The sequence below is a fragment of the Psychrobacter cryohalolentis K5 genome (assembly GCF_000013905.1).
Taxonomy (GTDB): domain Bacteria; phylum Pseudomonadota; class Gammaproteobacteria; order Pseudomonadales; family Moraxellaceae; genus Psychrobacter; species Psychrobacter cryohalolentis.
On the sequence record NC_007969.1, the window covers coordinates 863,592 to 887,804 of the forward strand.

A 24,213-nucleotide genomic window follows, 5' to 3' on the forward strand; every position below is an offset into this window, starting at 1 on the left:
ATATGAAAAGTCCTCTAAAACCGTTAACAAAACATCCTAATCGCCATACACAGATAGTGTCACCGTTGCTGGCATTAGTAGTGGTGACTTTGATGTCAGCTACTGCTGTGCAGGCCAATGCAGAATTAATTGTACACAGTGATACCAATCAAATTCAACAATCAAAAACGGTCACTTCAGCACCCTATAGCGTCCGTAAGAGTGATGATACACAGAGTGTCAAGCGCCCGTTACCTACTGATATCTCTATTATTAAACTGATGCAAGTCATGCATATTGATGAGCAAATACAATCTATCGTCGATGGTAAGCAAGCGGCTATCAATGCAATCAATACGCAAACTCAGAATCAACAGGCGACTGATAAACCGTTGAATAAACGTCAACGTGAGCTACAAAATCAGATCCAAAGCGTGTTAGGACAATATGCCAAAATTATGACCAATGGGATAGGCAATACGGCAGATATTCAAACCTTAACGCAAGCTTATATCAGTGCGGCAAAAACTTACTATGCGCAAGCGGAAGTGGATGCCCAAATCAAATTTTACGACACTGCTGTCGGTCAAAATATCTTAGCAAAACAGCCACAAATTACTGCCGCTTTTTTAAGGCAATCTTTACCGCAAGATATCTCAGAGACTGAAAACCAATTAAGTGAGCTGTTACCGCAGATGAAGCAAATTGTGAAAGGTATTTTTTAAAGTGTGTTAGAAATATAGTTAAAGTCCTTACAATATCTATGCTAGTGCTGGTATAAATGTTTTGCAGCCTCTGTCTGCGTAGGCACAGCAAGCAAGAAAAATTCATACCAGTAATATGTGATTCATCGGTATTGATGTTCAATGATTCTAGTCAAAATCGTCAAACATAAAAAAGGTCACCATTGAGGTGACCTTTTTCTATTTAGCAAATAAGTTAATCTTATGTTGAAACGTGCTTATTTTTTAGACGTATCTTTTTCCGGGGCGTTTGCACCGATAAACCAAGCATCTTTATCAACAGTACGACTCACTTCAGTCAATAAGTCAGCGGTATCTTCATCACCCGCATCGCCAGCGGCATCAATCCCTTCACGCAAAGACGCAGCAATTGTCTTATAGCGATTGGTCAGCTCACGAACATGCTGGTCAACGTCAGTAATATCAGTCGGGTAAGTCTCTAAGATAGAGTCCTCAACGACACGTTTAGAGATACCATTGGCTTTACCACCAAGGATAACAATGCGCTCAGCGACTGTATCATAAGCTTCTGTTAAGCGTCCATAAGTGTCATCCAATAACTGATGTACACCAATGAAACCAGTACCTTGAAGATTCCAATGACATTGCTTGCTATCCATACTCAAATCAATCAGGTTTGCTAAATTCGCGTTCAACAGATCGATCATTTTTTTTGCAGTTGCGTCATCTATTCCACTTGCGTAACGTTCTCTCATATTCTGCTCCATTATTCTATTTTAATAAATTTAGGTTTCTAATTATCAACAGCTCTTTAAATTTCTATTTATTAAGGTGTTGCTGACTGCTTATAAATTCATTATCGATAATAACAGCTTAAATAATAGATGGAACCCCAACATTTAGGCTTTATACAAGGGTCGTGTAATGAGTTTGTTAATCATGAAAACCTTTGTAAATTTAACCGCTAAAATAGACGCTTTGATAACAATCCGTGCACACGCCAGCATATTCAATCGTATTAAGATTTGATTTAATTGACGTTAAGTTAAGAGACGTTAAGTTAAGAATAGTCATACGCATTTTAAGCCTTATAAATATTTAGTCCTTTGGTCTAATGCCTTTTTCTGCGAATTTATCAAACAGCTGTTGCTGAGTTAAGTTGACTGTGTCATTAGCAAATTCATAATAATCGGGTTTTCTATCAATGAAAATCTGGCTCTCAAAAGTAAGGTTTGGATTCTCTTGAAACAGTCCTATTGACAGGACATAAGTCTCAGAGCTAAGCTGATGATAATAGAGATTGGTGCTGCATTTATGGCAAAACGCACGCTCCGCCCATGCTGAAGAGGGATAGACCGTCATTGAGTCTTCGCCCTGAATGTCAGGTTTTGCGTAGCTATGTATCGCCATTAGTGGTCCGCTGCCCCAACGACGACACATCGTACAATGGCACGCTTCAAAGGTATTGATATCTTCTAATTCTATGGTGACGTTACCGCACAGACAGTGACCTTTCATAACTCGTTCCTTGATTAATGGTCATTGAACTATACCTGAGTTTCTATGCTTTTTATTGAGTGTTTGTGCATCCATTTGTGGGCGTTTTGCGCAATAAATGACCTTTAAAAATAAAGGTTTAACCCCATATTGTTATAAACCTAACCTCTTATAACTTTTTATAAATATCAGGAAGATAACCATTATGCGAATGCCTGAACCGCGCTCGTCGCGTCAGTTAAATCAATTGGCCACTCAGCTGCAAGGCGAAGCTGAAATTAGTGGTGTCAACGCGTCTGGGACACAAATATCAAGTCGTGCTTTTGAGATGGTCACCGAGTTTGAGCCAGCAGGCGATCAGCCGCAAGCGATAAAGAAACTGGTTAATGGTATTAATGCTGGCATGGATGAGCAGCTATTACTGGGTGTGACGGGTTCTGGTAAGACCTATACCATGGCAAAGGTCATCTCTGAGACGCAACGTCCAACTATTATCATGGCACATAATAAAACGCTTGCCGCTCAGTTATATGGTGAGTTTAAGTCGTTTTTCCCCAATAATGCAGTTGAGTATTTCGTCAGTTATTATGACTATTATCAGCCAGAAGCCTATGTCGCAGCGAGCGATACTTTTATCGAAAAAGACAGCGCCATTAATGATCATATTGACCAGATGCGTCTGTCAGCGACGCGTGCACTACTTGAGCGTCGTGATGCAATTATCGTCGCCTCGGTATCCTGTATCTATGGTCTAGGTGATCCAGAAAGTTATCTAAAAATGCTGCTGCACGTCGTCGTTGGTGACAAAATCGATCGCACTGCTACCATTAAACGTCTTGTTGAAATGCAATATACGCGCAATGAGCTAGACTTTGGACGAGGTACGTATCGGCTGCGTGGTGAGCTGTTAGATATTTATCCTGCTGAGTCTGAGCAGCTAGCGGTGCGTGTGCACTTGTTTGATAATGAAGTGGAAAAAATCACGTGGTTTGATCCTTTAACGGGTAAGACCGTGCGTACCGTGCCACGTATTACTATTTATCCAAAATCACATTACGTGACGCCGCGCAATAAATTGGAGGCTGCGAGCCATACAATTCGTGCTGAGCTTGAGCCACGCTTGGAGTATTTCCGCGAAAACAATAAACTAATTGAAGCACAGCGTCTTAAAGAGCGTACTCAGTATGATCTTGAGATGATTCAACAGCTCGGCTACTGTAACGGTATCGAAAACTACTCACAGCATCTGTCTGGTCGTCCATCAGGGGAAGCACCACCGACTTTGTTTGATTACATTCCAGAGGATGCGTTATTATTTCTTGATGAGTCGCACGTGACTGTGTCGCAGATTGGTGCAATGTATAAGGGCGATAGATCGCGTAAAGAGAATCTTGTCAATTATGGCTTTCGTCTACCAAGTGCTATGAATAACCGCCCGATGAAGTTTGAAGAGTGGGAGCGTATCAAGCCTAAGACTATTTATGTGAGTGCCACGCCTGCATTGTATGAGCTTGAGCACAGCGAGCAAGTGGTCGAGCAAGTCGTACGTCCGACCGGTTTGATTGACCCTGAAATTGAGATACGTCCTGTATTGACGCAAGTCGATGATGTGCTGTCTGAGATTACCAAGCGCCGAGAAAAAGACGAACGCGTGTTAATCACTACCTTGACCAAGCGTATGTCAGAGGATTTGACCAGCTATCTCAAAGAATATGATGTCAAAGTTGCTTACCTACACTCGGATATCGATACCCTTGAGCGTATGCAGATTATCCATGAGCTGCGTACGGGCGTACATGATGTGTTGGTCGGCATTAATCTATTGCGTGAAGGGTTAGATATGCCAGAGGTGTCATTGGTCGCGATATTTGATGCCGATAAAGAGGGTTTTTTGCGCTCTGAACGTGCTCTGATTCAGACCATTGGTCGGGCGGCGCGTCATATTAATGGTAAAGCCATTCTCTATGCTGATCGTATTACCAACAGTATGCAAAAAGCGATCGATGAGACCGATCGTCGCCGCGAAAAACAAGTCGCCTTCAACCTTGAACATAACATTACGCCAACAGGTGCGCGCCGTAGTATCACGGATAAAATTGACACAGGTGATGACCATGATGCCAACGATAATCAGATGATTCCAATTAAGAGCAATCTGCCTGATGTCGATATCAGTATCTTACGCAGTCCTGATTTATTGGCTAAAGAGATCAATCGTCTTGAGAAGCTCATGAAGCAGATGTCGCGTGACTTAAAGTTTGAGGATGCCGCGAAAACGCGTGACAAAGTGCTAGAGCTAAAAGCGCATTTACTGTAAAGAGTAAAACTATAATTTCAAAATAGTAATAAAAAGGTGAGTTGCCAACGGTGCAGCTCACCTTTTTTATGGTCTTTTTATAACCAAAATAACCTCGCTTTTGCCTGAGGTTATTAATAACCAATAATTGGTAATGACAAAACTTGTGTTTATACTAAATGCCAATTAATATGATATCAATGAGCAATATGAACTTATAACAACGGACGTTGAGGCACATAATCCATCATGCAAAATAATAAATGCTTAGAATTAAATGCGAATGAAAACTCACTAGGCATGTCAGCTTCTGCCAAACAAGCCATTACAGACTCTTTAGGTGCAGGCTTCCGTTATCCAGATAACCCACGTGCGGCACTCATTAGCAAAATTGCCACCATCCATGGCGTGGCAGAAAACCAAATCTCATTAGGCAATGGCTCGACTGAAAATATTCGAGCTACCTTACAAATGCTGCAATATAAAGCTCTAAAAGAGGGCAGGCAGTTTCAAATGGTGATCCCTGTTCCCACTTTTGATTGCGCAGAGATGTATGCAAATGCAATTGGCGTGCCCGTCGTCAAGATACCGTTAACCACTGAAAACTATGATTATGATTTTGACGAACTACAAAAAGCAGCTGACGATTTTGATGGCATAAGCCTACTTTACATTTGTAATCCAAACAACCCAACTGGAATCATTACTTCAACTTCAAGGCTTAAAGCTTGGGTAAGTAATGCACCAGACAACCATTACTTTTTATTAGATCAAGCGTACTTGGAGTACGTGTCAGACGCAAGCTTTGAGAGTGGGATTGAATGGGTAAAACAAGGGTTATCAGACAAGCTTATTGTCATTCATACTTTTTCAAAGTTATGTGCCTTAGCTGGTATGCGAGTGGGCTATGCGATTTCTAACCCGCAAGCTATTGAGACTGTCGAAGCATTTATGTCTATGGATAACACCAACTTGTCAGGTGCGGTTGCTGCTATTGCGACGTTAAATGATGCAGAGTTTTTAGCGCTAAGTTTGCGCAATACCAATCAGTCGCGTCAGATGATTGAAACAGTCTTAGACGATCTGGGACTGCGTTATTTACCCTCACAGACCAACTTTATTTTTCATGAAATAAAAGGTGATTTAAAAACATATATCGACAGAATGCGAGACCATGGCATCAAGGTTGGTCGCGAGTTCCCACCTGTTACAGGCTTCAACCGCTTAACACTTGGTACGCCTGATGAAATGGCAGCATTTATCAAAGTACTAAAGTTATTTCGTGAAAAGGACTGGGTATAAGTGAGATAAATCATATGTCTTAACCAACCTCAAACGCAGTTTTACATATCCCACCTTAAAAAACACCACTTTATCTTATAAGATTGGTCAGTTAAGCACACTCTTTTAGATTACTAGCTTTCAAGTTGCTAGATAAATTTAAGTCGCTGGATAAACGCTGAGCGATAGCTAAAGTTATGTGTGCTAACGTAAATTATAATTATAAGGTTAAAGATATATTCATGTTTGATATCAAATCATTTTTTAAACGAGAAGTAGAAAAAAAACTCATCAACTTAGACGATTATATTTTTATGCCTGAGCGTGTAGAGATGGCGCTAGAAGGCGGATTATTAAATTGTGTACTCAATAGTGATGGTCGAGTGGATGTTTTTTATACCAAGGACGGCGTGACAGAAGTAAGTTCTGCATCACGTAAGCATCCATTTACTGCGTTTGAGACCGAGCTATATCATGGGGTTTATGATGATATTATTCATGATTTGACTAAAGAGGTGAGTAAGATACTTGAGCGTCGGTCAAAATATTTTCGCCAGAACAAGACATTGCATCCTACAGCGTCTCTAATGTCTCAGCCACATTACAACAAGTAAGCTATAGGCTGGTTTGAACTATTGTAGGTTTAGAAGAAGTAAAAGCAATTGGTAATAAAAAGGGTGCGTTACATTTAAATGACGCACCCTTTTTCTTACTTCATTTTTTAGTGTCAACTTGAAACAGTTACTATTGATGCTTACTTTTTCGTAGCAACAGCTTTATCTTTGGCAGATAACACAGATGATTTAGTAATAGGAATAGATTGTGCGCCTTCAACTAAATGATTGGTCTTGGTTTGTGTGATCAAGCCTTTGGTAAAGAGAGTACTGTCGTCACGTGTTTTTAAAGTATTGGTGAAATATCATTCACACTGAAAAGCGTGTTCATTGATATCAACAGGGCGTTCTGCGGTTAATGATGGATCGCGATCTGTTGTTGATAATCTATACGAATAGGCTGGGTTAAGCAATCGCCAACCCAGCCTAATTATTTATAATGACTGATATTATTAATAAACTATTTATTTAACGATACTGGAATAACAGCTCTGCAATGATTTTGCAACGACTCTAGCCACTAATTGCACACGATATTGTGGGTCTATGGCTGCATTACCCAATTCAACGATGCTGACTTGTTGCGGTGCTTGCTCACTAACGCAACCACAAACTCTGCCTTTTACCGCTTCTTCTTGCGCTTCAGTCATAGCGACACTGGCAATACGCCACGCGTTTTGCTGTTCGATCTGACTGCGACATTGATTGTCGATAGCTGCTTTAAAAACGCTCATACCGATCTCGTTTGCAGTACCCATTGCTGTTCCTGCATTGGTATTGCCGCCCGTTGAGGCACAGCCTGCTAGTGCAAATGTTGCTAGTAATGCTGTTGATGCGAATAATTTTTTCATCAAATTTCCTTTCAGGTTGATCAGTATTATGAGGGGATATTCTTAAAGTTTTATATCGTGCTGAGCAGATGTACCAAAACCTATAAACTGCTTTTTACTGTCTATACCTTGTGATATTTGCATGATCAGTACGATTAGCAGCACAAATAAAAAGTCATCTTACTAGAACTCAATATTGATGACAAAGGAAATATAAACGTGCCATCAAAATATCTATTAACAATTGTTTTTTATACCAAGTTATGTCGTAGAAAAAATGATGATAAATATTATAGGAGTAGTTCATCTTTATGGACTTAAAGGTTTACAAGGCGGTTAAAGTTTGTTTAAATAACTTACAATATGAAACTTAGTATCGCTTAGCGAAACAAGAAAGCGGTATTTAGTGAATAATAGCGCTTAACTTTCAATAAATTTCGATTTGTAGTCAGGATAAGGGTTAGTGAGAAAAACAATATAGCAATATAAAGTCTCTCATGTTTTAATTAGATAGACTGTTTTTTTATGGCGCTCTCATGACAACAGAGTGAGTAAAAAGCCATTCAAAGTAGCACGTTGCTAGTGTGACAGATATGGATAGTACCATCATATCTGAGTCATACTTTTTTAAGTCCATTTGCTTTATTTTATCAAGGAAGAAAATAATGAAGTCCATTTATAAACTGCCTTTACTTGCGGCAATGATTGCAGCCAGTATGACAATGGTTGCCTGTTCAGACAAAGCGCCTGCTGATAGCGCAGCTACTGACGGCGCTACTGCTGACAGTGCTACTGCTGATACCACCACAGATACTGCTGCCACAGCAAATGACAAGCTTGAAACCAAATTTGTCACCATTGCTACAGGAGGCGCCTCCGGTCCTTACAATATTATTGGAACGTCTTTAGCAGAGATTTATGCCAAGACTTTTGGCGTTAATGCTAAGACCCAAACGACAGGGGCGTCAGTAGAAAACGTCAATCTATTGACCCAAGGTAAAGTAGATATGGTGCTGGCACTTAGTGATGTCGTCACTGATGCAGTCGAAGGTAAAAATGACTTTAAGGCACCTATCGCCAATATTCAGCAAATTGCTGTTCTGTATCCCAACGTCATTCAGCTGGTTGCTTCAGAGAAATCTGGTATCAAAAACATTGAAGATTTAAAAGGCAAACGTATTGCGGTTGGCGATCAAGGCTCTGGTACTGAAGTGAATGCTCGAACCTTGTTAGAAGGTTTTGGTATTACCTATGATGATGTCAAGGTAGATTATTTAGGCTTTGCAGATGCTGCAGATGCGATGAAAGCTGGCAAAATTGAAGCGGCATTTTTTAGCAGTGGCTTACCAAACTCTTCATTATTAGAGCTAGAGCAAGGTATCAAGTTGCAGTTGGTGACCATCAATCAAGATAAGCTGAAAAAAATTATTGAGACCAAGCCTTACTTTAAGACTTTTGAGATTCCTGCCGGTACCTATGGTAATGCTGCTGCTATTCCAACCACAGCCGTCATGAATGCCTTGTTAGTACGCTCTGATATCTCGGAAGATGATGGCTATAAGCTGACAAAAGCGTTGTTTGAAAACTTGGATGGGCTAAAGAATGCTCACCAAGCGGCGAGCGATATCAGTTTAGAGACGGCTCAAGTCGGTATGGTTGCTCCTATTCATCCTGGTGCCAAAAAATACTATGATGAGAAAGCAGCTAAATAAGCAAGTATGGTGGTTTGCTGGCGTAGCATCTATTGCTGCGCTGGTTTTATTTATACTATGGGCGATTTTTAGCCGCCAAACAGTCATTGAAATACGAGTAGCGGGCGTTGCTGGTAACAATAACAATAGTGCCAGCCTAGTCTGCTATTTTGTTGAGCCCAATTTTCAATTGCGCTGGATTCACTCGGTAGAAAAGCAGTGGTGGGAGGAGCATTATCTTCGTGAAGAAGAGGGCTTACTATTAACCAATACTTACTTTCAAGCGTTTGGTGCTGGTACGCCGTCTACTGAAAATGTCGCTCCTATACAAAAAGAGGGCTATGTCGGGTATCAAATCAACCAAAGGTTTCCCCATCTCAACTGGGTTGTATCAAGACTGACAAAAGGTGAGATTGACTATGCCAGTCAGCGCATTCTTATTCATCAACTGGTACCAGATTATTCAGAAGTAACTATCATGCCCAAGGCATATAGTCCAATCGATAGATTCAATAAGGATTTTTGTCATGAACTCCCAAGTGATGGATCACAGTAGCGATAAGCCTCATGTCAGTGATGATGCTAAGTTGGCAAATCAGCCAAATGCGCCTGAAGATACTGAGAATTACGATGACGTTGATCCTAGTGTCACACAGGCAATATTAGAAAAATACGATCGAGAATCTATTACGCGTCATATCACCCAAGGTCCAGTGAAGTATATTATCGCTGCGATCTGTATTTTCTACTCCATTTTTCATTTATACATTACCTTTAATCCAATGCCATCGTTACTACAGCGCTCTGTGCATGTAGGCGTTGGCTTCGCTTTGATTTTTTTGATATTCCCTGCCAATAAAAAAAGCAGCCGTAAGAAAGTGGCATGGTATGACTGGATTTGGTTTATCTTTTCCTTATCTGGGATGACGTATCTCATTTATGAGTATCAAGATATTGTCACCAGTCGCGGCGGTATGGCAAATTCGGTCGATGTGATCTTTTCTATTATTACGGTCATCTGCGTCCTTGAAGGCAGTCGGCGTATTACTGGCTGGATCTTGCCTATATTAGCCTCTATATTTTTGCTATATCCCTTTATCAGTCATTTGGACTTTATGCCGGATAGGCTGCTCACACGCCCTTATGATTTGGGCGATATTTTTGGTCAATTATTCTTAAAGACCGAAGGCTTATATTCAGTTGCAATTGGTGCCTCAGTTACTTTTATCTTCCTATTCATTCTATTTGGGGCATTTTTAGCGCGTTCTGGAATGGGTCAGCTGTTTAATGATTTGGCATTGGCGCTGGCAGGCGATAAAAAAGGTGGACCTGCTAAAGTTGCTGTTATATCAAGCGGCTTTATGGGTAGTATAAATGGTTCAGCCTTATCGAATGTGGTCAGTACGGGCGCGTTTACCATCCCATTGATGAAAAAGGTTGGTTATCATAAAGACTTTGCAGGAGCTGTAGAGGCGAGTGCGTCGGTCGGTGGTCAAATATTGCCACCTATTATGGGTGCCAGTGCTTTTATTATGGCGGAGACGACAGGTCTACCGTATAGCACTATTGCTTTGGCTGCGTTATTACCTGCTATTCTCTATTATCTAGGCGTTATCGCACAGGTGCATTTTCGTGCCGGTCGCCGTGACTTAAAAGGCATGGCAAAAGAGAGTCTGCCGCAGGTAAAAGAGGTATTAAAAGCACGCGGTCATATGCTATTGCCGATTGTATTCTTGATTTATTTATTAATACAAAATGTTCCTGTAGGGTACGCTGCGGCTTATACCATTGGCTTTACTGTTGTCATCAGTATGCTACGCAAAGAAACCCGTATGGGCTTCAAGGATATTTTAGGTGCTCTAGAAGATGGCGCACGCCAATCATTAGCAGTGATGGCAGCTTGTGCAGTTGTAGGTATCATCATTGGGGTCGTTAGTTTGACCAGCTTTGGTACAGTAATGACCTCTTCAATTGTTACTTTGGGTGCAGGGTCTTTATTGCTTACTTTGATTTTGACTATGCTAGCGTCTATGGTCTTGGGTATGGGATTGCCTTCTATCCCTGCTTATATCATTACCGCAACCATGGCAGCGCCTGCTCTAGCAGGGTTTGATATTCCTATTTTGTCAGCGCATATGTTTGTTTTCTATTTTGGTGTGTTTGCAAATATTACCCCGCCTGTCTGTCTGGCAGCTTTTGCTGGTGCTGGTATCTCTGGCGGTGATCCGATGAAAACAGGGTATTTGTCATTAAAGTTAGCGTTAGCAGGTTTTATCGTCCCGTTTATGTTTATTTATAATCCTGCGATGTTGATGATTGACCCAACAGATCTTGCTGTCACGGCGAAAGAATTTCCATTGCCGCCGGTCATCGATATTATTATTGCTGTTGTGACATCGGTCATTGGTGTGATTGGACTTAGCGCCGCGTTAGAGGGTTATTTTAAAAGTGATATGAATCTCGTTACGCGCTTAATATTAGCATTAGGCGCATTGCTGCTGATTTATCCTGGGCTGATCACAGGTGCAATAGGCGGCGTAATAGTACTAGGTATTGCGGCGTTCAATATAAAAGGTAGTAAGGCGCCAACCGCTTTAAGTGTTTAACATTGAAGCGCTGCTACTTCAAGTGAGACAGAAAAGTTAGAAGCATATAGCGAATTCAGTATTAAAGCGATACAGTAGGACTGGGATGAATTTTACGCAGCCTCTGTCGGCGTAGGCACAGCACGCCAGAAAAATTTATACCAGTACTACGTTGGAACATAACGTATCTGTTTTATTTAGAATTTACTATAGAAAAGGTCGAATAGTAGATATCTGCTATTCGACCTTTTTATATTTTAAAACTCGTCATTTTACGTTGATATAGTGACGACTCTCACTTAACAGCCAAGTTTCCCTTCTGCTGCTAATGCTTTTTTGCTACGGATAGGTGCAGGGCAATCTTCACCATAGTACTGACGATCAGCAAAATAGCTTGAGCGCACCATAGGACCTGCCCAAATATTAAAGAAGCCAATCTTTTTGCCATAGTCCATATAACGCTGGAACTCATCTGGATGCACATAGCGATCGACTGGCGCATGGTCTTTACTAGGTTGTAAATACTGACCAACGGTAATCATATCGACGTTATGCGCCTTTAGATCATCAAGCAGCTTATAGATTTCTTCTTCAGTTTCACCAAGTCCAACCATAAAGCCGCATTTGGTCGCAATATCAGGGCGACGTTCTTTATAAATCTTTAGCAAGTCTAATGAATGCTGATAATCTGAACCTGGACGGAAAGCTTTATATAAACGAGGCACGGTTTCGATATTGTGGTTAAAAACATCAGGCGCCGTTTCAGTCAATAAGTCCAATGCGATATCCATACGACCACGGAAATCTGGTACCAAAATCTCGATCAAGCAATTTGGGCTCAGCGCACGCGATTCATTCAATACTTCAACGAAATGCATCGCGCCGCCATCTTTTAAATCATCACGGTCAACCGAGGTAATGACGGCATATTTAAGACCTAAACCTTGGATGGTCTCGGCAGTATGACGCGGCTCATCTTTATCAAGCTCATTTGGACGACCATGTCCGACATCACAGAACGGGCATCGACGTGTACAGATATCACCCATAATCATAAAGGTAGCAGTACCATCGGCAAAGCACTGTGGAAGGTTAGGGCAGGCAGCTTCTTCACAAACGGTATAGAGTTTCTGTTCACGTAAGGTGGACTTGATACGTGCGACTTCCGCAGGTGAAGACAGTTTTACCCGAATCCAATCTGGCTTTTTCTTAGCCTCGACAGTCGGGATAATTTTAATTGGGATACGAGCAACTTTATCGTAGCCACGGAGTTTTTCGCCTTGGATGGCTTTTTTGGGTTTTGCGCGGGCAGCAGGCGTGTGCGTTTGTACGGCGTTTGTCATAATCGAATGTTCTCTTAACCCTTGATAGAACAAGGGTTTATGGAATTATTAGAATGCTTTATGAATAGAGCTATTATAGCAGATATTTGGTCAAGGTTTTTTAGGCAATCGTATGAAATTCAGTTTATCAAGGCTACTATAAATAAGCGATTTAGCATAGTTTCATTTATTGATATCAATGTTCATGTCATTTAGTACGTCTATGGCAGCGCGAAACGCTTCTTGAGTGGCAGGTGCGCCGCAATAAGGCAGGCTGTGCATCAAGACTTCTCGAATCTCAGCGACAGTGGCGCCATTATTGATGGCACCTCGGATATGTCCCTTTAGCTCAGCGGGACTTTTTTGTGCAATCAAAAAACCAATCGTGATAAGCGAGCGATATTTGCGCGGTAGTACCGAGTCATCTTGCCATGTACTGCCCCAAGCGTGCTCAATAATCCAATCTTGTAATGGCTGAGTAAATGGCGTTGCTGATTCAAGTGAGCGTTTGACATGTGCTGCACCCATCACCTCGGTACGAACTTTTAGACCGTTTTCATAATTGGCGTTTTGACTGGTGCCTTGATTGGCATTGTGACTCATACTGTGAGTAGTATTGCGATCTTCATTTTCTTTATTAGCCATTGTCATCCTTGATTTTATGATTAAATCCTTTGCATTTAATCGGTATATTCTTATCAAACATTATAACAGTCGAGTAGGTTTTATTTAACCGTTAATCGAGATATAGTTGATTCCATTTAACAATAACAACGTATAACAATAACGAGATACTAAGACAGTAGCGGTATATCTTTTTAAGTGAATAGATAGTTGCAACCGCAATTTACTACCAATATATTGTGAATGTTAAAAAACACAATAGGTCCTCAGTATGAAAAATTTAGAATTTATGATATAGGCACCATTAGTCATATTATTTATGGCACTATTTATATAATAAATGTTCAATATGCCCCCTTTATGACCGCTTTATGAGCCTTTTAAAGGCTGAGCCATTAACATTTAGGGCGTTTTAAGCTATGATTGCACGGATAATTATTCCATCTAGTATATAGACGCAGGCGGTCATGCTGACTACCCACGTAATGTGCTAATACTCCCAACTGACGAGGACGACTATTGTGTTAGAAGCTTATCGTAAACATGTCGAAGAACGTGCTGAGCTAGGAACGGTTCCGCTACCACTGAACGAAAAACAAGTAGCAGAGTTGGTTGAACTACTAAAGAATCCACCAGCGGGCGAAGATGCGTTCTTGATGGACTTGCTCGAAAATCGTATTCCTGCCGGTGTTGACCAAGCTGCTTACGTTAAAGCGGCATTTTTGGCAGCGATCCTTAAGGGTGAAGCGACCTCTTCACTAGTAAGTAAGAAAAAAGCGGTTCAAATCTTGGGTACGATGCAAGGTGGTTACAACGTTCAACCGCTAGTTGCTGCTCTTGATGATGCGGAAGTCGCGCAAGAAGCTGCCGATGCGTTGAAAAAAACCTTGCTAGTATTTGACGCATTCAATGATGTGACCGAAAAAGCAGAAGCGGGCAATACTATTGCTAAAGAAGTCGTTCAATCTTGGGCTGACGCTGAGTGGTTCTTGAGCCGTGACGCTGTACCAGCAAAGACGACTTACACGACATTTAAAATCACTGGCGAAACCAATACCGATGATTTGTCTCCTGCACAAGATGCGTGGAGCCGTCCTGATATCCCATTACATTCATTAGCCATGCATAAAAACTCTCGCGACGGCATTACTGCTGACGAAGAGGGCGTTATCGGTCCGATGAAACAGATCGAAGCGTTAAAAGAAAAAGGTCATCCATTAGCCTATGTTGGCGACGTGGTAGGTACGGGTTCTAGCCGTAAATCTGCGACCAACTCAGTACTGTGGTTGATGGGTGATGATATCCCTAACGTGCCAAACAAACGTGGCGGCGGTCTAGTACTAGGTAATAATATTGCACCTATCTTCTTTAATACTATGGAAGATTCTGGCGCATTACCAATCGAAAAAGTAGCCGTTGATAACCTAAACATGGGCGATGTCTTTGATATCTATCCATATGATGGAAAAATCACTAAGCATGACTCTGATGAAGTACTGTCAACCTTCAAGCTAAACTCGCCAACTTTGCTTGATGAAGTTCGTGCTGGTGGTCGTATTCCGTTAATCGTTGGTCGTGGTCTGACCAATCGTGCTCGTGAATATATGGGTCTTGGTCATTCAGACGTATTTGCTAAGCCAGAAGAGCCAGTTGATACCGGCAAAGGCTTTACACTAGCGCAAAAAATGGTTGGTAAAGCTTGTGGTCTAGCAGGCGTTCGTCCTGGTATGTACTGTGAACCAAAAATCACTACGGTTGGTAGTCAAGATACCACTGGTCCGATGACCCGTGATGAGCTAAAAGACTTAGCCTGTCTAGGTTTCCAAGCAGATTTGGTGATGCAATCATTCTGTCATACGGCTGCTTATCCAAAGCCAGTTGACATCGAAACTCAGCATACACTACCTGACTTTATCATGAACCGTGGCGGCGTAAGCTTACGTCCAGGTGATGGTATTATTCACTCGTGGTTGAACCGTATGCTACTTCCGGATACCGTTGGTACTGGTGGTGACTCGCATACGCGTTTCCCAATCGGTATCTCATTTCCAGCGGGTTCTGGTCTAGTAGCGTTTGCTGCTGCGACTGGTGTTATGCCACTTGATATGCCTGAATCGGTCCGTGTCCGTTTCATCGGTGAGCGTCAAGCCGGTATCACCTTACGTGACTTAGTCCATGCAATCCCATACCAAGCGATTAAAGAAGGTCTGTTAACCGTTGATAAGAAAGGTAAAATCAACGAGTTTAACGGTCGTATTCTTGAAATCGAAGGTTTAGAAGACTTAACCGCTGAGCAAGCGTTTGAATTATCTGATGCTTCAGCTGAGCGTAGTGCTGCTGGTTGTACGATTACTCTATCTGAAAAGTCAGTTGCCGAGTATCTAACGTCGAACATCACATTATTAAAGTGGATGATTTCAGAAGGTTATGGCGATGCACGTACGATTAGCCGTCGTATCGAAGGTATGCAAGAGTGGTTGGCGAATCCAAGCCTGATGCGTGCTGATGAAGATGCAGAATATACCATCGATATGGTTATCGATATGTCTGAAATCAAAGAGCCGATTCTTTGCTGCCCGAACGATCCAGATGATGCAAAAACATTGGCTGATGTCGCTGGTGACACCATTGATGAAGTATTCATTGGTTCATGTATGACTAACATTGGTCACTTCCGCGCTGCTGGTAAGTTGCTAAAAGATGTCCCAGCAGGTTCTTTGCAAACACGTCTATGGATTGCGCCGCCAACCAAAATGGACGCGCGTCAGTTGATGGAAGAAGGTTACTATAATATCTATGCACAAGCCGGCGCTCGTACAGAGATGCCAGGTTGTTCATTATGTATGGGTAACCAAGCACGTATTGCACCGAATTCTACAGCCGTTTCGACTTCTACCCGTAACTTCCCGAACCGTTTAGGTCAAGGTGCTAACGTATATCTAGCATCAGCTGAATTGGCGTCTGTTGCTGCGGTACTTGGTAAATTACCAACCAACGAAGAGTATCAGCAGTACGCTGGCATGCTTGATAGCATGGGCGAAGAGGTGTATCAATACATGAACTTCGACCGTATGGAAGACTATACTGAAGAAGCTGATAAGATCAACGTTGCTCAGTTGAGCTAATTTTGGTCAAATCTTAAATGCTTTGAAGCTTTACAATTATTGTTTAAATAGAAGCCCCGTATCGTCATGAACTGACCCCCATAAGTTGGACACAACTTTTGGGGGTTATTTTATGAAGTATGACATCGACTTTAAACTAGGGGTGATAGCCTATTATCAACAAGGACATTCAGGCCTTGCTACCGCAAAGCATTTTAATATTAATGATAAAGATGTTTTTAAGTGGGTAAACCAGTATTTAAAAGACGGTATACTTGCAATCAAACCTAAAACTAGCAAAGCCATCTACAGTAGCGAGTTCAAGCTTCAAGTCCTGACTACAATGGCAGGTGAAGGTTTAAGTCAATCGCAAGCCGCCTTGAGGTTTAACATTAGCTCACCTGTGCTGATTAGTGTATGGCGCACAGCCTATGCCCGTCATGGTATGCTAGGCTTAACTGCCAAAGCTAAAGGACGACCCACTGTGAAGCACCCTTATCTCACTGACAAACCTGATCATGAAAAGAGTATAGAAGAGATCAAACGCGAGAATGAGTATCTACGCGCGGAGAACGCCTATTTAAAAAAGCTCGATGCCTTGCTCAAAGAGAGGAAAGCCAATCAGACAAAGCAAGGCTCGTCAAAGGACTAAGAGATCAGCATCCGCTAGCTTTACTATTACTCATTGCAGATATAGCAAGAAGCAGCTTTTACTATCATGTGCATGCATTAAAAGCTGATGATAAGTATGCCGATCTTAAACAGCGTATCAGTGACATCTATCATTACCATAAAGGTCGATATGGCTATCGTAGAATCACTCAAACGCTTAAGAACGAAGGAATAAGATACAACCACAAGCTCATCGCACGGCTTATGAACGAGCTTAAACTTACCGCGAGAATCAGACGACAGAAGTATCGATCCTATAAAGGTCAGTGTGGCGTCATTGCCAAGAATAGAGTCAAACGCAGGTTCAGAGCGAAAGCGCCCAATCGCAGGTGGTTTACTGACATCACAGAGTTTAAAGTCGGTGATGAGAAGTTGTATCTGTCTCCTATACTAGACTGCTTCAACAATGAGATCATCAGTTATACGCTCTCAAGACGACCCGTATATGACTTGGTGAAACAGATGCTAGATAGTGCACTTAAGGGCATACCTACAAAGCGCAAGGAGACACTGACGCTGCATTCAGATCAAGGGTGGCACTATCAGATAAAACCGTTTGCGACAACGCTTGAAACGCATAAAATTAAACAGAGTATGAGTAGAAAAGGCAACTGCTTAGACAATGCGCTGATGGAGAGCTTCTTCGGTACGCTAAAATGTGAAACTATTTATATTGAAAAGCCATCGAGTATTGAGGCTTTAGAGAAACAGATTCATAACTTTATGCTCTACTACAATCATGAGAGAATTCAGATGAAACTAAAAGGACTAAGCCCTGTACAATACAGAACTCAGTCCTTGATTTAATTAAACTGTCCAAGTTTAGGGGGTCAGTTCAATTGATTGCGGGGTTTTTTGCTGTGAGCAATGGCTGGTTTCTCTTATTATCTTATGTATAATATGGGAGCAGGCGGAAACCGTGGCTCTGTATGTTATTTCTCCTTTTCTATCTCGGGACGGACCGATACTTTGATAGGCACTTTTTGTTTGCAATCAAGTGCTTTGGAGTTTTGGTTGATTACTTTATCCCCCATCAAACGTCGCATTGTCTATGTGACTGTCTTTGAAATCATTGCTATCATTTCATCTACCTTGGTTCTTATGCTGTTGAGTAACAGCAGCGCCGCAGAATCTCTACCAGTTGCCGTGATGGTCTCATTGGCAGCGGTGATTTGGAATTTTATTTACAATACGGCATTTGAAAACTGGGAACGTCGTAAGCAGGTGCCGCAGCGCACGTTATTGGTACGTAGTGCCCATGCGATAGGTTTTGAAGGCGGGTTGGTTCTGATTTGCCTACCGCTATATATGATTTGGTATGATGTTGGTTTTATCAAAGCCTTTATGATGGAAGCCGCGCTATTGCTGTTTTTCTTGGTTTATACTTTTTTCTTTACCTTGGGTTTTGACAAAATATTTACCTTACCACATCACTATAAAAGTGCTTCTGCTTCTTGATAAATAAAGAGGTCAATGGGAATAATTTTGACCATTAATTATATAATTTATCCAAAATAAAAGGCTACCTAATGGCAGCCTTTCGAATGATATTTAGTAGAACAGTGTTATCAGTTTTTATTTGCCTTGATAAACGGGCTTACGCTTTTCCATAAATGCGGTAATACCTTCTTTAAAATCATCGGTTTTAGCAAGCATCGTTTGTTGTTCTACTTCCATATCCAATGCTTCATTAAGACCCATATAGGCATGAGTATTAATCATGTGCTTCATCGATGCCAATGCTTTGCCGGGTAGATTGCTCAGACGCGTTGCCAATGCCAGTACGCTCGCATCAAGCTCATCGTTACTAACCACATCGTTGACTAAGTTTAAGCGTGCCATATCTTCCGCTTTGAGCTTATCGCCAAGCATGACCATTTCATTCGTTTTTGCGACGCCAATCAATTGATTCAATAAGTAAATACCACCAGCATCTGGAATCAGACCAATATTGACAAAAGCTTGTACAAATTTGGCATTTTCAGCGGCAATACGAAAGTCACAAGTCAGCGCCAAGTTCATGCCAGCACCAGCAACGGCACCTTCTAATTTGGCGATAATAGGCTTATGAATATTACGCAGCTTTAAGCTAATCTCAGCGACTTCACTAACCATAAAGTTTAGCTTATCTGATAATGCCTCGCTTTCCATACCGTTTTCTAACATCTCACCGATATGCCCGCCACTTGAGAAGTTATTGCCGGCGCCCTGTAAGACAATGACTCGTACTTGCTCATCTTCATCGGCTTTGGTCAATGCTGCCATCATGGCATCTTTGAGTACCGTGCTAAAGGCGTTCAAGGTTTTAGGATCGTTCATTGTGATGGTAGCAATATGGTTTTCGGCTTGGTATTCGACGAGAGCTTGTGACATTTTGGATATCCTTAAGATGATGTTCTAGATAATGGTTGCAATAAAATACTGGTATAGTCATGCCTGAATAAAAGAAATATACAGGTTATAAAGCACTACTGAGGTTAATTTTTCTTGCTTTCTGTGCCTGCACAGACAGAGGCTGCGAATAATTAACCTCAGTATTGTTGTACTCTTTTAAAATTGGATCAACTATATCAGCAGTAAGTAAAACAAATAGGGCAATACTAATTACTATAGCAGTTTGAGCTTATTATAAAAGCGAGATTTGTGCGCGCTTAAGGCACGTTTTGAATAACATTTTTGCTGCTATCACTATTGCCAAAGGTATAAAACCTATCATTCAAAAATAAGGCTACTATCTGTAAGAGGGTTGAATTATTCTAGAAGACAGATTTCAAAAGGTTTTATTTTTTATCACACCAACAAGGAAGTGGTTATGCCAATGATTCATGTCAATGATATCGATATTTATTATGAAGACAGCGCGCCAAACGATAAGCAAAAGCCCATCATGGTATTCGCCCATGGTTTGCTATGGAATACGCGTATGTTTGACAATCAAGTCGAGTATTTTAAAGCGGGTTATCGCTGTATTGCGTTTGATTTTCGGGGACAAGGTCAGTCTGAAATTACCAAATCTGGCTATGATATGGAAACCTTAACTGAAGATACGCTGGCGTTGTTAGATGCGCTAGATATTCAGCAGTGTCATTTTTTAGGACTATCAATGGGTGGATTTGTCGCCCAACGTATTGCGTTAAAGCGTCCTGAATTATTGCTATCACTGACGCTGCTTGAAACCTCTGCTGATCCTGAAGATCCTAAAAACGTGCCACAGTACCGCAAGCTGATTAAAGCCATTCGTTGGTTGGGCATGAAGCGTGTCAGCCAAAAAGTAATGCCCATTATGTTTGGCAGCAGTTTTTTAGCAGATAAATCGCGTAAAACTGACCGTAGAGAGTGGTTGTCTATGTTGCAAAGCAATCGTAAGGGCGGGGTCATCAAGGCAACTACTGGCGTGATTGAGCGCTCTGCAACGTATGATCAGCTCAGTGATATCAAGACGCCGACGCTTATCATCGTTGGCGATGAAGATGTGGCAACACCGTATGCAAAAGCTGAGCGCATGCACTTTGCGATAGCAGGCTCTAAGCTGGTGGTGATTAAAGGTGCGGGGCATACGGCAACGGTTGAAGAGCCGGAGCAAGTTAATAAAGCTATTAATAAGTTTTTGGTAAACTTTATATAGTGTTCATTTCGGATCTATATACCTGATATAACAGCGTTTATTATCGCAAAAAATGTAGAAAAAAAGCCGTTATCATGGATTTGATAACGGCTTTTTTAACGCTTTAAAAAGAGTGTTTACAATCTATAAGCGCGCTGTATAGTCGTTATTGCCATCATTAATGGTGCCAAAAACGTTAGCTCTATTGACGATTTCGGTTGCCCAAGCACGATGGGTAGCAGGCTCTAGCATAGTATTGTTATATTTAAAGACCGCTTTTGCCTCGCTATGTAATATCGCCTGTGCCTCATCTAAAGTGCTAAGCGGTACGCAGTATGCTTGCTGTACCAAGGCAATCTGACTTGGATGAATAACGGTTTTTCCGACCAAGCCCAAGCTGACATCACGCGTCAACTCTTGCATAAATAACGTAGGCTCATCCAAATACTCAAACACCGGCGCCGACAGATAAAAGCCATGGGGCACAAAACAGCCAAGCAGCTGGTAGGCTAGTGTACCAACAGGTGTATCATAGACAAGGCTATTCTTAGGACGGCGCAAACGCAGTGCTGCAAATAAATCATTACCACCAATACGCAAAGCAAATACCGGCTGGCTAAAAGCTTCTTTGAAACCAATCGCCAGCTCTTGATTATGATGAGGATTAAACAACGCTGCCGTCTCAAGCGTTGGCATTAATAGCATGTCAGTACTAAGATTCTGGCATGCCATGCGCCAATTAGATAGACTGTACATATCGACTTTTGGCATCACAAAACCGTCAATCAAATCAATATGGGTAAAGCCCGATAACTGCTCTAACATGGCAGGATGGCGCGGACGTACAAATACCAACGGACGCGTTGGCTGCTCAGTCTGTATCTTGGTTTGTTGTGTTTCAGCTTGCTGTATCGGCTCATTGATACTATCGACGTGCGTTGCCCACGTATACAGCAGCGTCTGCAAGCGCTCAAGTGCCAACTCAACATCATTGTGGCTGACCGCATCTTCTAGACAGATGATAATACTATTAATCGTCGGTAATTTATCACGCTTGATCACTTGCCAGATATCTTGGCGCGTCGCTGGCATATATAAGCTCGCTCCCAACTGATACGGATGATGCATGTTAGGTTTGAGCATAGCATGACGCTCAGTAATCAGATGCGCGTAAGACTGGGTGTTTTGATAAAGGTGGGACTCGTTTTTTGGCATATCTGACATAATGGGCATCGTAAATAGTGGTAAATGAATGGGGCTAAAAGTATGGTTTCAAGATTAGGTAGAAAGATAAGGAGTTATTAATCGTCTGTAGCGCGCTGCTTAATAAGGGTAATCGCTTGATAAGGCAGTATTTTATCACCTAGTACGCTAATAGCGATATGTCGCTGTGTACATAAATGCCTTAATAATATAGTGTCGGGGTGCTCAGCGCTCGCTAACAAAATACGTTCAGGGTCGCGGCGTAGTATCGCGCGTGTCGCCTCAGCAATGGTCGGTTTAATACGATTACGATTGCTGATATTGTATTCTGCTGCCAGCTTATCGACTAAGTCGGCCGTTTGATAGCGAGGTTGCTTATGTGTTGGCAAGCATTTCAAAGGTGTGTTTAATATACGCCTTGTCGCATCGATACAATCAATAAAGGCCAGACTATGATCTGCACTGATCAAATTATCATAAAAGACACTGCGATGCAGCCCCAATTCCGGCTCAGTATATAAACTGCGTGATATAAGCCCTGATACAGTACTATTTAATAAACCTGACGGAATCAACCAGTCATCGATACTAGCAGCCAGCCAAGCAACACCAGCCGGATCAGCAAGGGTCAGTAGCGGTATAACATCCTGACCTTGATGGAAAATATTGGCAAAGTTAGGGTGGTTAGGATCGGAAAATGCTTTTAGACTATGCGCCAGTTCTTGATAAATCGCCCCTTTACCTGTCCAACCATCCACAAATACAATCGGGCTATGAGGATGATTATTTAATATCATCTTTAAAGCAACCGGATCAAGACCACGATCTCGTATAATACTGACGCCATAATGCACACTTGGTAGAGAGTAGCTGCTATTGGCAGTTGCTAATGCGCGTTGTAACAGTACGCCTATTGGTAAACCGGCACGCACAAGACTGACTAAAATTAACGGGCGCTCATTATTGAAGTTTGACTGAAAAACTTGCTGTAGCGTATGGGCCAAATTGGTAATATCAGTTGCTGCTCTTACTTTTCCCTGCTCTAACGCCTCAATATATAGCTGCTCATGCATGGCACTTGGCGCGTCTTCCAAAGTCAGCATATCAGAATAATGACGCTGCCCACTTTGAATCAGTGCTTCTTTTTGACTGACAGGCACATCAGCAACGGCATCTTTATCAACGATATTGAGCAGCACAGTGACATCGCTAGCAAGATAGCTGCCTGAGCCATATTGTGATAAATCGGCTGTTTTAATATTAGAATGGATTGAAGTCATAGTAGAAATAGTTGTACTCGTTTGATGACGGTTTAATAATAGATTAATAGCAGAATATCATTTAATAAAAGGTAGCGCTCATCATTTAGCTGCAAATTTCTCATGTAGCTGTCCATGATTGGGCATGCCGTACCAGTCAAGTAATTGCAGAAATGGCAGATCTGCCAGACTGTCACCAAAACCGAAGCTTGGGCGCTGATGATCCAAATGCTGCTCCAACAAAAATTGTACCGCATGACGTTTATGAATAGCATGCGGCAATATTGCTAAATTATTAGCATTCACATGCACATAAAAAATCTCATCAAAATCTGGTATGAGCGTTGGTAATTGTATGGCTAACTCTGCCAATGCTTGATGGTCTTTTTGTGTGTGTTTGATCGCTATATAAATGGTCATCTCGCTATCGATAAAAGTATCTTTATGCGGGGTGAGCTTTAAGTCGTTATGTACGTTATTGCAGCCATTCACCCACTCAGTCAGCTGACTGAGCTTATCTTGTACTGGAGCAAGCGCGTTATACATATGCTGCTGCCACGTGCTTAGTAGCTCACCATCAGACGCTAAAATGACCGCGCCATGGGTCAATACTTGCCAGCTATTAAAAGGCAGTTTGACGCGTTTAATTTCTTGACGATCACGTGCTGTGACAGCTATCAATTCAGTACTGGCAAATAGCCAATTAAAAAAGACCGCTTGGCGCTGACTCATAAAGCTTAACGGCTCACCTTGTTTATTGATGGTGGCGCAAACCAAATTTTCAGGTTCAGTAGTGGGTAATTCCCATGCATCAATTTTACGCTGAGTTTGAAAGAGCGTATCGTCCAAATCCATTAGCGCATAAGGTTTTACAATATTTAAGTTCGGTTGGAAAAATGGGGAGGTCATGACGTTTTCCAAAGATAAAAATGATGATAAGACTGTTTA

General features: G+C 41.7%; 20 protein-coding genes and 1 pseudogene. 12 read left to right on the forward strand and 9 right to left on the reverse strand.

The window, feature by feature from the left end:
- Nucleotides 1-2: 2 nt before the first annotated feature.
- A complete protein-coding gene (locus PCRYO_RS03820; protein WP_041753001.1) occupies nucleotides 3-704 on the forward strand; it encodes a DUF2059 domain-containing protein in 702 nt (233 codons plus the stop codon).
- 236 nt (nucleotides 705-940) lie between these two features.
- Here PCRYO_RS03820 and dps read toward each other — a convergent pair whose 3' ends face one another.
- Entirely contained in the window at nucleotides 941-1,438 is a 498-nt protein-coding gene (dps, locus tag PCRYO_RS03825) for a DNA starvation/stationary phase protection protein Dps (protein ID WP_011513085.1), read from the reverse strand.
- 343 nt (nucleotides 1,439-1,781) lie between these two features.
- A complete protein-coding gene (locus PCRYO_RS03830) occupies nucleotides 1,782-2,201 on the reverse strand; it encodes a GFA family protein (protein WP_011513086.1) in 420 nt (139 codons plus the stop codon).
- Between the two features lie 184 nt (nucleotides 2,202-2,385).
- Between PCRYO_RS03830 and uvrB the strand changes: the two genes are divergently transcribed.
- The 3 genes from uvrB (at nucleotide 2,386) to PCRYO_RS03845 (ending at nucleotide 6,371) form a co-directional block, all read left to right on the forward strand.
- A complete protein-coding gene (gene uvrB, locus PCRYO_RS03835; protein ID WP_020443038.1) occupies nucleotides 2,386-4,497 on the forward strand; it encodes an excinuclease ABC subunit UvrB in 2,112 nt (703 codons plus the stop codon).
- A 228-nt stretch (nucleotides 4,498-4,725) separates the two neighbouring features.
- Complete coding sequence (locus tag PCRYO_RS03840; RefSeq protein ID WP_011513088.1) at nucleotides 4,726-5,778, forward strand: pyridoxal phosphate-dependent aminotransferase; 1,053 nt, start codon at nucleotides 4,726-4,728, stop codon at nucleotides 5,776-5,778.
- 221 nt (nucleotides 5,779-5,999) lie between these two features.
- Nucleotides 6,000-6,371 carry a hypothetical protein gene (locus PCRYO_RS03845; protein ID WP_041753004.1) on the forward strand — a complete coding sequence of 124 codons (372 nt, stop codon included), beginning with the start codon at nucleotides 6,000-6,002 and terminating at the stop codon, nucleotides 6,369-6,371.
- Nucleotides 6,372-6,835: 464 nt separating this feature from the next.
- Here PCRYO_RS03845 and PCRYO_RS03850 read toward each other — a convergent pair whose 3' ends face one another.
- Nucleotides 6,836-7,222 carry a hypothetical protein gene (locus PCRYO_RS03850; protein ID WP_011513090.1) on the reverse strand — a complete coding sequence of 129 codons (387 nt, stop codon included), beginning with the start codon at nucleotides 7,220-7,222 and terminating at the stop codon, nucleotides 6,836-6,838.
- 644 nt (nucleotides 7,223-7,866) lie between these two features.
- Between PCRYO_RS03850 and PCRYO_RS03855 the strand changes: the two genes are divergently transcribed.
- The 3 genes from PCRYO_RS03855 to PCRYO_RS03865 are packed head-to-tail and all read left to right on the forward strand — an operon-like array spanning nucleotide 7,867 to nucleotide 11,498.
- Entirely contained in the window at nucleotides 7,867-8,913 is a 1,047-nt protein-coding gene (locus tag PCRYO_RS03855; protein WP_011513091.1) for a TAXI family TRAP transporter solute-binding subunit, read from the forward strand.
- Entirely contained in the window at nucleotides 8,891-9,448 is a 558-nt protein-coding gene (locus PCRYO_RS03860) for a DUF1850 domain-containing protein (RefSeq protein WP_041753007.1), read from the forward strand. The genes PCRYO_RS03855 and PCRYO_RS03860 overlap by 23 nt, the downstream gene beginning before the upstream one ends.
- Nucleotides 9,420-11,498 (forward strand): TRAP transporter permease, encoded by a 2,079-nt coding sequence (locus tag PCRYO_RS03865; RefSeq protein WP_041753009.1) that lies wholly within the window; start codon nucleotides 9,420-9,422, stop codon nucleotides 11,496-11,498. Before PCRYO_RS03860 ends, PCRYO_RS03865 begins: the two co-directional genes overlap by 29 nt.
- Nucleotides 11,499-11,776: 278 nt before the next feature.
- Here the strand turns inward: PCRYO_RS03865 and lipA are convergent, their stop codons facing one another.
- Nucleotides 11,777-12,820 (reverse strand): lipoyl synthase, encoded by a 1,044-nt coding sequence (gene lipA / locus PCRYO_RS03870; RefSeq protein ID WP_011513094.1) that lies wholly within the window; start codon nucleotides 12,818-12,820, stop codon nucleotides 11,777-11,779.
- Between the two features lie 162 nt (nucleotides 12,821-12,982).
- On the reverse strand, nucleotides 12,983-13,402 hold the full coding sequence (locus PCRYO_RS03875; RefSeq protein ID WP_049751826.1) for a carboxymuconolactone decarboxylase family protein: 420 nt from the start codon (nucleotides 13,400-13,402) through the stop codon (nucleotides 12,983-12,985).
- 542 nt (nucleotides 13,403-13,944) lie between these two features.
- Here PCRYO_RS03875 and acnB point away from each other — a divergent pair.
- The 4 genes and pseudogenes from acnB to PCRYO_RS03895 all read left to right on the forward strand — a co-directional run bounded on the left by acnB (nucleotide 13,945) and on the right by PCRYO_RS03895 (nucleotide 18,657).
- On the forward strand, nucleotides 13,945-16,548 hold the full coding sequence (gene acnB / locus PCRYO_RS03880; RefSeq protein WP_011513096.1) for a bifunctional aconitate hydratase 2/2-methylisocitrate dehydratase: 2,604 nt from the start codon (nucleotides 13,945-13,947) through the stop codon (nucleotides 16,546-16,548).
- A 112-nt stretch (nucleotides 16,549-16,660) separates the two neighbouring features.
- A complete protein-coding gene (locus PCRYO_RS03885; protein WP_011512759.1) occupies nucleotides 16,661-17,179 on the forward strand; it encodes a helix-turn-helix domain-containing protein in 519 nt (172 codons plus the stop codon).
- A pseudogene (locus tag PCRYO_RS03890) lies at nucleotides 17,161-18,006 on the forward strand (IS3 family transposase); the annotation flags it as partial. The gene PCRYO_RS03885 and the pseudogene PCRYO_RS03890, both read left to right, overlap by 19 nt.
- Before the next feature lie 207 nt (nucleotides 18,007-18,213).
- Nucleotides 18,214-18,657, forward strand: a complete 444-nt coding sequence (locus tag PCRYO_RS03895) for a PACE efflux transporter (protein WP_226939329.1) — start codon at nucleotides 18,214-18,216, stop codon at nucleotides 18,655-18,657.
- Nucleotides 18,658-18,774: 117 nt separating this feature from the next.
- Here the strand turns inward: PCRYO_RS03895 and PCRYO_RS03900 are convergent, their stop codons facing one another.
- Nucleotides 18,775-19,572 carry an enoyl-CoA hydratase/isomerase family protein gene (locus tag PCRYO_RS03900; protein ID WP_011513098.1) on the reverse strand — a complete coding sequence of 266 codons (798 nt, stop codon included), beginning with the start codon at nucleotides 19,570-19,572 and terminating at the stop codon, nucleotides 18,775-18,777.
- A 439-nt stretch (nucleotides 19,573-20,011) separates the two neighbouring features.
- Between PCRYO_RS03900 and PCRYO_RS03905 the strand changes: the two genes are divergently transcribed.
- The gene (locus tag PCRYO_RS03905) at nucleotides 20,012-20,824 is read left to right on the forward strand and encodes an alpha/beta fold hydrolase (RefSeq protein ID WP_011513099.1); all 813 of its coding nucleotides are present in this window, start codon (nucleotides 20,012-20,014) and stop codon (nucleotides 20,822-20,824) included.
- A 123-nt stretch (nucleotides 20,825-20,947) separates the two neighbouring features.
- Here PCRYO_RS03905 and PCRYO_RS03910 read toward each other — a convergent pair whose 3' ends face one another.
- From PCRYO_RS03910 to PCRYO_RS03920, 3 genes are all read right to left on the reverse strand, one after another.
- Entirely contained in the window at nucleotides 20,948-22,027 is a 1,080-nt protein-coding gene (locus tag PCRYO_RS03910; protein ID WP_083759464.1) for an HpcH/HpaI aldolase/citrate lyase family protein, read from the reverse strand.
- 77 nt (nucleotides 22,028-22,104) lie between these two features.
- A complete protein-coding gene (locus tag PCRYO_RS03915; protein WP_011513101.1) occupies nucleotides 22,105-23,286 on the reverse strand; it encodes a cysteine protease StiP domain-containing protein in 1,182 nt (393 codons plus the stop codon).
- Between the two features lie 81 nt (nucleotides 23,287-23,367).
- Complete coding sequence (locus tag PCRYO_RS03920) at nucleotides 23,368-24,174, reverse strand: HAD hydrolase family protein (protein WP_011513102.1); 807 nt, start codon at nucleotides 24,172-24,174, stop codon at nucleotides 23,368-23,370.
- Nucleotides 24,175-24,213: the final 39 nt, after the last annotated feature.

Bases quoted from the DNA above. Each gene is read 5' to 3' on its own strand.
- PCRYO_RS03820 (WP_041753001.1), top strand. From the start codon at position 3: ATGAAAAGTCCTCTAAAACCGTTAACAAAACATCCTAATCGCCATACA.
- dps (WP_011513085.1), bottom strand. From the start codon at position 1,438: ATGAGAGAACGTTACGCAAGTGGAATAGATGACGCAACTGCAAAAAAA.
- PCRYO_RS03830 (WP_011513086.1), bottom strand. From the start codon at position 2,201: ATGAAAGGTCACTGTCTGTGCGGTAACGTCACCATAGAATTAGAAGAT.
- uvrB (WP_020443038.1), top strand. From the start codon at position 2,386: ATGCGAATGCCTGAACCGCGCTCGTCGCGTCAGTTAAATCAATTGGCC.
- PCRYO_RS03840 (WP_011513088.1), top strand. From the start codon at position 4,726: ATGCAAAATAATAAATGCTTAGAATTAAATGCGAATGAAAACTCACTA.
- PCRYO_RS03845 (WP_041753004.1), top strand. From the start codon at position 6,000: ATGTTTGATATCAAATCATTTTTTAAACGAGAAGTAGAAAAAAAACTC.
- PCRYO_RS03850 (WP_011513090.1), bottom strand. From the start codon at position 7,222: ATGAAAAAATTATTCGCATCAACAGCATTACTAGCAACATTTGCACTA.
- PCRYO_RS03855 (WP_011513091.1), top strand. From the start codon at position 7,867: ATGAAGTCCATTTATAAACTGCCTTTACTTGCGGCAATGATTGCAGCC.
- PCRYO_RS03860 (WP_041753007.1), top strand. From the start codon at position 8,891: ATGATGAGAAAGCAGCTAAATAAGCAAGTATGGTGGTTTGCTGGCGTA.
- PCRYO_RS03865 (WP_041753009.1), top strand. From the start codon at position 9,420: ATGAACTCCCAAGTGATGGATCACAGTAGCGATAAGCCTCATGTCAGT.
- lipA (WP_011513094.1), bottom strand. From the start codon at position 12,820: ATGACAAACGCCGTACAAACGCACACGCCTGCTGCCCGCGCAAAACCC.
- PCRYO_RS03875 (WP_049751826.1), bottom strand. From the start codon at position 13,402: ATGAGTCACAATGCCAATCAAGGCACCAGTCAAAACGCCAATTATGAA.
- PCRYO_RS03885 (WP_011512759.1), top strand. From the start codon at position 16,661: ATGAAGTATGACATCGACTTTAAACTAGGGGTGATAGCCTATTATCAA.
- PCRYO_RS03900 (WP_011513098.1), bottom strand. From the start codon at position 19,572: ATGTCACAAGCTCTCGTCGAATACCAAGCCGAAAACCATATTGCTACC.
- PCRYO_RS03905 (WP_011513099.1), top strand. From the start codon at position 20,012: ATGCCAATGATTCATGTCAATGATATCGATATTTATTATGAAGACAGC.
- PCRYO_RS03910 (WP_083759464.1), bottom strand. From the start codon at position 22,027: ATGTCAGATATGCCAAAAAACGAGTCCCACCTTTATCAAAACACCCAG.
- PCRYO_RS03915 (WP_011513101.1), bottom strand. From the start codon at position 23,286: ATGACTTCAATCCATTCTAATATTAAAACAGCCGATTTATCACAATAT.
- PCRYO_RS03920 (WP_011513102.1), bottom strand. From the start codon at position 24,174: ATGACCTCCCCATTTTTCCAACCGAACTTAAATATTGTAAAACCTTAT.